1 protein-coding gene is annotated in these 7,411 nt (G+C 77.4%); it reads right to left on the bottom strand.

All coding sequences use genetic code 11. The features are described 5' to 3' along the window. Positions 1 to 7,411: amino acid adenylation domain-containing protein (locus tag ACFRMQ_RS35310; RefSeq protein ID WP_380734892.1), on the bottom strand; the 7,411-nt coding region annotated here is incomplete at both ends.

The raw sequence follows: 7,411 nt of genomic DNA, 5'->3' as shown, positions 1-7,411 counted from the left end.
AGGTAGCCGCGGGCCACACCCTCGCCGGCCAGGTACAGCTCGCCGACGCAGCCGGGCGGGACGGGCCGCAGCCGCCGGTCCAGGACGTGCACCCGGCGGTCGTCCAGCGGGTGGCCGATCGGGACGGTGTCGGGCACCGCCGCGGCGTCCGGGAGGGCCTGGGCGGTGGCGAAGGTGGTGGTCTCGGTGGGCCCGTAGCCGTCCACCACGGTCAGCCCGGGGCAGGCCGCCAGCACCCGACGCACGGCGGCGGCGGGCACCACGTCCCCGCCGGTCCACAGGGTGCGCAGGCCGGTGAAGCAGTCCGGGGCGTCCTGGGCGAGCAGCCGGAACAGCCCGGCGGTGAGCCAGAGCGCGGTCGGCCCGTCCGGCCCGGCGAGCCGGCGCAGCAGCGCCGCGTCCACCGGCCCGTCGGGGGCGACGAGCACGCAGCCGCCGTTCAGCAGCGGCGCCCACACCTCGAAGGTGGCGGCGTCGAAGGCGACCGGGGAGTGCAGCAGCACCCGGGCGCAGCCGCCGTCGGCGAAGCGGCTGTCGGTGGCGAGCGAGGCCACGTCGCGGTGCCGGACGGCGACGGCCTTGGGCTCTCCGGTGGAGCCGGAGGTGTACATCACGTACGCCAGCCGGTCCGGGTCCGCGGTCGGCGGATCCAGGGTGGCCGAACCGTCCCTGGCGGCGGCGACCTGCCCGGCGGTGAGCGAGGCGGCCGCGCCGGCCCGGTCGAGCAGGGTGCGGCGGCGCTCCTCGGGGGCGCGCAGGTCGACGGGCAGGTAGGCGCCGCCCGCCTTGAGCACGGCCAGCTGGGCGACGACCAGTTCGGCGCCGCGGTCCATGACCAGCGCCACCCGGCCCTCGGGCGCCAGCCCGTCGGCGAGCAGCCGGGCCGCGAGCCGGTCGGACCAGTCGTCGAGCGCGCGGTACGTCAGTTCGCGGCCGCCGTCGCGCACGGCGGGCGCGTCGGGGGCGCTGCGGACCCGCTCGGCGAAGATCCGCAGCGGGCTGCTCGGCGCCGCCGGGCGGGCGGTGGTGTCCCAGGCGGCGAGCAGTTCGCGGTCGGCGGGGGTGAGCGGGTCCAGGGCGGCGAGGCCGCCGTCCAGGCCGTCGGCGAGGGCGGTGAGCAGCCGGGCGAGGCGGTCGGCGGCGTCCTCGGCCGTCCGCTCGTCGAACAGCGCCGGGTCGTACGCGAGGTCGAAGGCGAGCTGTCCGCTGAGGTGGGCACGCAGGCACCAGGGGAAGGTGGTGGCGTCGTCGGCGCGCACCTCGACCACCCGGACGCCGGTGCGGTCGGCGGCCGACTCGTCGACGGGGTAGTTCTCGAACACCAGCATGCTGTCGAACAGCTGTTCCCCGGCGGGAAGTTCGCTCAGGCCCTGGATCCGGGGCAGCGCCAGGTGGTCGTGCCGGCGGCCGTCGCTCTGCCGGTCCTGGAGGTCGCGCAGCCAGGCCCGCACGCCGCCGGGCGCCGACCCGGCACGGGCCGGCAGCGGGACCCGGCACGGCACGGTGTTGATGAACAGGCCGATCATCGTCTCGACGCCGGGCAGTTCGGCCGGGCGTCCGGAGACGGTGGTGCCGAAGACCACGTCCTCGACGCCGGCGTAGCGGGCCAGCAGCAGCGCCCAGGCGCCCTCCACCAGGGTGTTGACGGTCAGCCCGGCGGCGGCCGCGTTCTCCCGCAGCCGGACGGAGAGCCCCTCGTCCAGGGTGCGGTGGACGGCGGCGGTGGCTCGGGCCCGGTGGGCGCCGGCGGGCCGGCGGTCGTAGGGCAGCGCGGTCCGTTCGGTGAACCCGGCCAGCGCGGTGCTCCAGTGCTCCTCGGCGGCCTGCCCGTCCTGCTCGCCGAGCCAGGCCAGGAAGTCCGCGAACGGCCGTCGGACCGGCCGGGGCGCCTGCGGACCGCCGGTGCGCGCCGCGTACTCCTCGCACACCTCGGTGAGCAGCTGGCCGGTGCTCCAGCCGTCCAGGATCAGGTGGTGGGTGGACCAGAGCAGCAGCACCTCGCCGTCCGGCAGCGCGGCCAGCGCCAGCCGGGTGAGCGGAGCGGTGCCCAGGTCCAGCCCGGCGGCCCGCTCCTCGGCGAGCAGCCGCTCGGTCTCGGCGGCGCGCCGCTCGGGCGGCAGCCCGCGCCAGTCCAGGTGGCGGACGGGCAGCGCGGCGTGCCGGGCGACCAGCTGGACGGGGTGCGGCAGGCCGCGCCAGTGCACGGCGGTGCGCAGCGCCGGGGTGCGGTCGGCGACCTGCTGCCAGGCCTCGGCGAAGGCCGCCGGGTCGGCGACGCCCGCCAGCCGGACGGCGATCCGGTCCACGTAGGCGCCGTCCTGGTCGACCAGCCCGTGGAAGAGCATGCCGGACTGCAGCGGGGTCAGCGGCAGGACGTCCTCGATGTCCCGGCCGTCGCCGACCAGGCGGTCCAGCTGCTGCTGGTCGAGGCCGGCCAGCGGGAAGTCGGACGGGGTGCGGCCGCCGGCGCCGGGGCTCGCGCAGTGCTCGGCCAGCTCGCGCAGCGCCTGGAGGGTCTGCTCGGCGAGGGCGCGGACGGTGGCCTCGTCGTAGACGGCCGGGGGGTAGGTCCAGCCCAGTTCGAGCCGACCGTCCTGGACCGCGCCGATGACGTCCAGCAGGTAGGGGCGGGGTTCGTCCGGGTCGGCGTCCCGCCCGGCCGGGGGCAGCGAGCCGCGCAGCAGCCCGTCCGCGCCGCCGTGGGAGTCCCACTGGCCGTGGTAGTTGAAGCCGACCCGCGGGGCCGCCGCGCCCGGCGGCAGGGCACCGGGGCGCAGGTGGCGCAGCGCGCCGTGGCTGAGGCCGCGCAGCGGGACGGCGCGCAGCTGCTCCTTGACGGAGCGCAGGGTGTCGTGCCAGCCGGCCTCGGGGGCGACGCGCAGGGCGAGCGGGAACTCGGCGGTGAACCAGCCGACCGTCCGGGACAGGTCCTGGTCGGCGAACAGGTCCTCGCGGCCGTGGCCCTCCACCCCGATCAGCACGGTGTCCCGGCCGCACCAGCGGGACAGGGTGCGGCCCAGGGCGCTGAGCAGGACGTCGTTGACCTGGGTGCGGTAGACGGCCGGGACCCGGCGCAGCAGCGCCTCGGTGGCGCGTTCGTCCAGGGTGACGGTGAGGGTGGCGGCGGTGCCGTGGGTGTTGGCGCCGGGCCGCCCGGCGGGCAGCTCGGCCGGGGCCTCGCCGGCGCGGGTCCAGTAGGCGGTGTCGCCGTCCAGGGCGCCGGCGCGGGTGTGGCGCTCCAGCCGGCTCGCCCATCGGGCGTAGGAGGTGCCCGGCTCCGGCAGCCGGGCGGGGGCGTCGGTGCGGGCGGTGCGGTAGGCCGCTTCGAGGTCGGCCAGCAGGATCCGCCAGGAGACGCCGTCCACGGCCAGGTGGTGGACGGTGAGCACGAGTTGGCCGGGCTGTTCGGCGTCTCCCGCGAAGTGCAGGGCGCGCAGCATCCGGCCCTCGACCGGGTCGAGGGAGCGCTGGGCCTCCTCGGTGCCGTGCTGCACCTGTGCCTCGGTGGCGGCCGGGTGGTGGCTGAAGACGCCGTCCGGGGCCCGGTCTCGGACTTCCTGGCTCCAGCCGGTCTCGCCGTGGCGGAACCGGGTGCGCAGCGCCGGGTGGCGCTCCACCAGGGCGAGCACCGCGTGCCGCAGGGCGGCCGGGTCGGTGTCCGGGGCCAGTGCGAACCGCTGGGTCATGGTGAAGCGCAGCGCGTCGCCGGGGCGGCGGCCGTCGAGGTACGCGTGCTGGATCGGGGTGAGCGGTGCCTCGCCGGGCTCGGTCCCCGAGGTCTCCGGGGAATCGGCCGACTCGCCGACGGTCAGGGCGAGTTCGGCGATGTTCTGGTAGCGGAAGACGTCCTTGGTGGTGAGGGCGAGTCCGGCGGCGCGGGCCCGGGAGACGATCTGGATGCTGAGGATGGAGTCGCCGCCGAGCGTGAAGAAGTTGTCCCGGGCGCCGACCCGCTCCACGCCCAGCACCTCGGCCCAGATCGCGGCGAGCCGCTGCTCGGTGCCGGGGCGCGGGGCGACGTACGGGGTGGTGCGGTCCGGCCGGGCCGACGGGGCGGGCAGGGCGCGCCGGTCGGTCTTGCCGCTGGTGGTGCGCGGGATGCGGGCGAGCGGGACGTACGCGGTGGGCACCAGGTGGTCGGGCAGGGTGCGGCGCAGCCAGGCCCGTAGCTCCTCGGCGGGCGGGACCCGGTCACCGGCCGGCACCGGGTAGCCGACCAGCAGGGTCCGGCCGCCCTGTTCGCGGGCGGCGACGGCGCAGTCGGCGACGTCGGGGTGGGTCAGCAGCGCGGCCTCCACCTCGCCGGGCTCGATCCGGAAGCCGCGGATCTTGACCTGGGCGTCGGCCCGGCCGAGGAACTCCAGCTGTCCTTGCGCGTCCCAGCGGGCGAGGTCGCCGGTGCGGTACATCCGGGTGCCCGGGGCGCCGTGCGGGTCGGCGAGGAAGCGGGTGGCGGTCAGCCCGGGCCGGCCGAGGTAGCCGCGGGCGACCTGCTCGCCGGCCAGGTACAGCTCCCCCGGCATGCCGGGCGGCACCGGGCGCAGCGCGCCGTCCAGCACGTAGGCGCGCGTGCCGCGCCCCGGCCGGCCGATCACCGGGCGCTCCGGATGGTCGGCGCAGCGGGCGTAGGCGGCGTCGACGGTGCACTCGGTGGGCCCGTACAGGTTGTAGGTGGTGACGCCGAACTCGGCCTGGGCGGCGCAGAGTTCACGCCAGGTGGCGGCGGGGACGGCCTCGCCGCCGAGCAGCAGGACGCGCGGGTGGTGCGGGGCGGGGGCGAGCAGCCCGGCGGCGGTGAGTTCGCGCAGCAGGGAGGGGGTGACGTTGACGACGTCGATCCGCCGGTCGACGATCCGCGCGCGGAAGGCCTGCGGGTCCAGCCGGACCTCCTCGTCGATCAGGTGGAGTTCCTGGCCGAACGCCAGCAGCAGCGGGGCCTCCCAGCTGGTGTCGAAGGAGAGGGAGGCGCTGAGCGCGACCCGCAGCCGGCGGCCGTCGGCGGTGTGCGGCGCGAGCACCCCCGCCCGGTGGTCGTGGCAGAGGTTGACCAGCTGGCGGTGTTCGACGAGCACGCCCTTGGGGCGGCCGGTCGATCCCGAGGTGTGGATGAGGTACGCGGCGTTCGCCGGCAGCAGCGGGGCCGTCCGCTCGGCGTCGGTCAGGTCGTGGCCCGGCAGGTCGTCCCAGGGCACCTCGCCGAGGGCCCGCTCGGTCAGCACCGTACGGGGCCGGGTGTCGTCGAGCAGCAGGGCGGCCCGCTCCTCGGGCAGGTCCGGGTCGACGAACTGGAGGGCGGCGCCCGCCTTGAGCACCCCGAGCAGGGCGACGATCAGGTCGGAGGTGCGCGGCAGCCGGACGGCGACCACCTGCTCCGGGCCGGCGCCGAGGGCGGCCAGGTGGCGGGCGAGCCGGTTGGCCCGGGCGTTGAGGGCGGCGAAGTCCAGGGTGGCGTCCCGGGCGACCAGCGCGGTGGCCCCGGGGGTGCGGGCGGCCTGCGCCTCGAACAGGGCGGTGAAGGTGGTGTCCGGCGCGGGCTGCGGCTCGCCCCGGCCCTGCCGCAGCACCTGCCGCCGCTCGTCCTCGGTCATCAGCGGCAGCGCCCCGACGGGCGTGTGCGGCGCCTCGGCGGCGGCCGCCAGCAGGGTGCCCAGCGCGTCGGTCAGGCGTCGGGCGGTGCTCTCGTCGAACAGTCCGGTGCTGTATTCCAGGTAGCCGGTCAGGCCGCCGTCGTGCTCGGCGAAGTCGAAGGACAGGTCGAAGGTGGCGTTGCGGACCGGCGGGGTGACCGGTTCCACCGTCAGGCCGGGCAGCCGGGGCGCCTGCGCGCCGAGGTTGTGCAGCGCCACCATGACCTGGAACAGCGGGGTGCGGCTGGTGTCGCGCTCCGGCTGGAGGGCGTCCACCACCCGTTCGAAGGGCACCTCCTGGTGGGCCAGCGCCGCCAGCACGGTGTGCTGGGCGGCGGTCAGCAGCTCGTGGAAGGACAGTTCGGGGCGGATGTCGCCGCGCAGCACCAGGGTGTTGACGAACATGCCGACCACGTCGTGGAGTTCGCCCTGCTCGCGGCCGGAGGTGACGGTGCCCACGGCGATGTCGCGCTGCCCGGACCAGCGGGCCAGCAGCACCTGGCAGGCGGCCAGCAGGACGGTGTAGAGGGTGCCGTCGGCCGCCCGGCCGCGCTCGCGCAGCCGGGCGGTCAGCTCGGCGGGCAGGGTGAAGGTGACCAGCGCGCCCTCCCGGCCGCGCACCGCCGGGCGCGGCCGGTCGGTGGGCAGCTCCAGCGGGGCCAGGCCGTCCAGGGCCCGCCGCCAGTGGTCGAGGTCGGCCTCGGCGGCGGCGGTGCGGGTGCGCTGCCAGGCCGCGTAGTCGGTGTACCGGACGGGCAGCGCGGGCAGCTCCGGTCGGCGGCCCTCGACGGCGGCGGCGTACAGCTCGCCCAGGTCGCGGCCCAGCACGCCCATCGACCAGCCGTCGGTGGCGATGTGGTGCACGGCCAGCACCAGGACGTGCTCGTCGACGGCCGTACGGGCCAGGTGGGCGCGCAGCACCGGGCCGGCTTCGAGGTCGAAGGGGGTGGCGGCGATCCGCTCCACCAGGGCGTCCAGGCCGGCCGGGGAGACGTCCTCGCGGGGCAGCTCGACGGGCTCGGGCGGGCGGACCACCTGCCGGGCCCGGCCGTCCCGTTCGGCGTAGGTGGTCCGCAGCGCCTCGTGCCGCTCGACGAGCGCGTCCAGGGCGCCGGCCAGCGCGGCCCGGTCGAGGGCGCCGCGCAGCCGCAGCACCGACAGCGAGCTGTACTCGGTGCTGCCGGGCTCGAACCGGTCGAGGAACCAGAGCCGCTGCTGGGCGTGGGAGAGCGGCGGCTCGGCGGCCGGGTCGGCGGCGGGGATGACGGCGGCCGCGGTGCCTCCGCCGGGGGTGCCGAGCGCCTCGGCCAGGTCGGCGAGCACCGGGTGGGTGAACAGCAGCCGGGGCGAGAGGTCGGCGGAGCCGAAGGCGGCGCGCAGCCGGGCGGTGACGCGTACGGCGAGGATGGAGTCCCCGCCGAGGGCGAAGAAGTCGTCCTCGGCGCCGATCTCCCCGGCGTCCAGGACCTCCGTCCAGGCCTCGGCGACCAGCCGTTCGGCGTGGCCGCGGGGCGCGGTGCGCTCGCGGCCGGCCGCGTAGCCGTCGGGGCCGGGCAGCGGCAGGGCGCGCCGGTCGAGCTTGCCGTTGGGGGTCAGCGGCAGGGCGGCCAGCGGGACGTAGGCGGCGGGCACCAGGTAGGCGGGCAGCAGCCGTTCCAGGTGGGCGCGCAGCTCGGCGGCGGACGGGGGCCGCTCGGCGCCCTCGCCGACCACGTGGGCGACCAGCCGGCGGGTGCCGGCGGCGTCCTGGTGGACGCCGACGGTGGCCAGGCCCACGCCCGGGT

This window comes from Kitasatospora sp. NPDC056783 (assembly GCF_042789895.1).
Lineage (GTDB): Bacteria > Actinomycetota > Actinomycetes > Streptomycetales > Streptomycetaceae > Kitasatospora.
The sequence above is the reverse complement of the archived record's forward strand: the minus strand, read 5'-3'. Positions and strand labels throughout refer to the sequence as shown.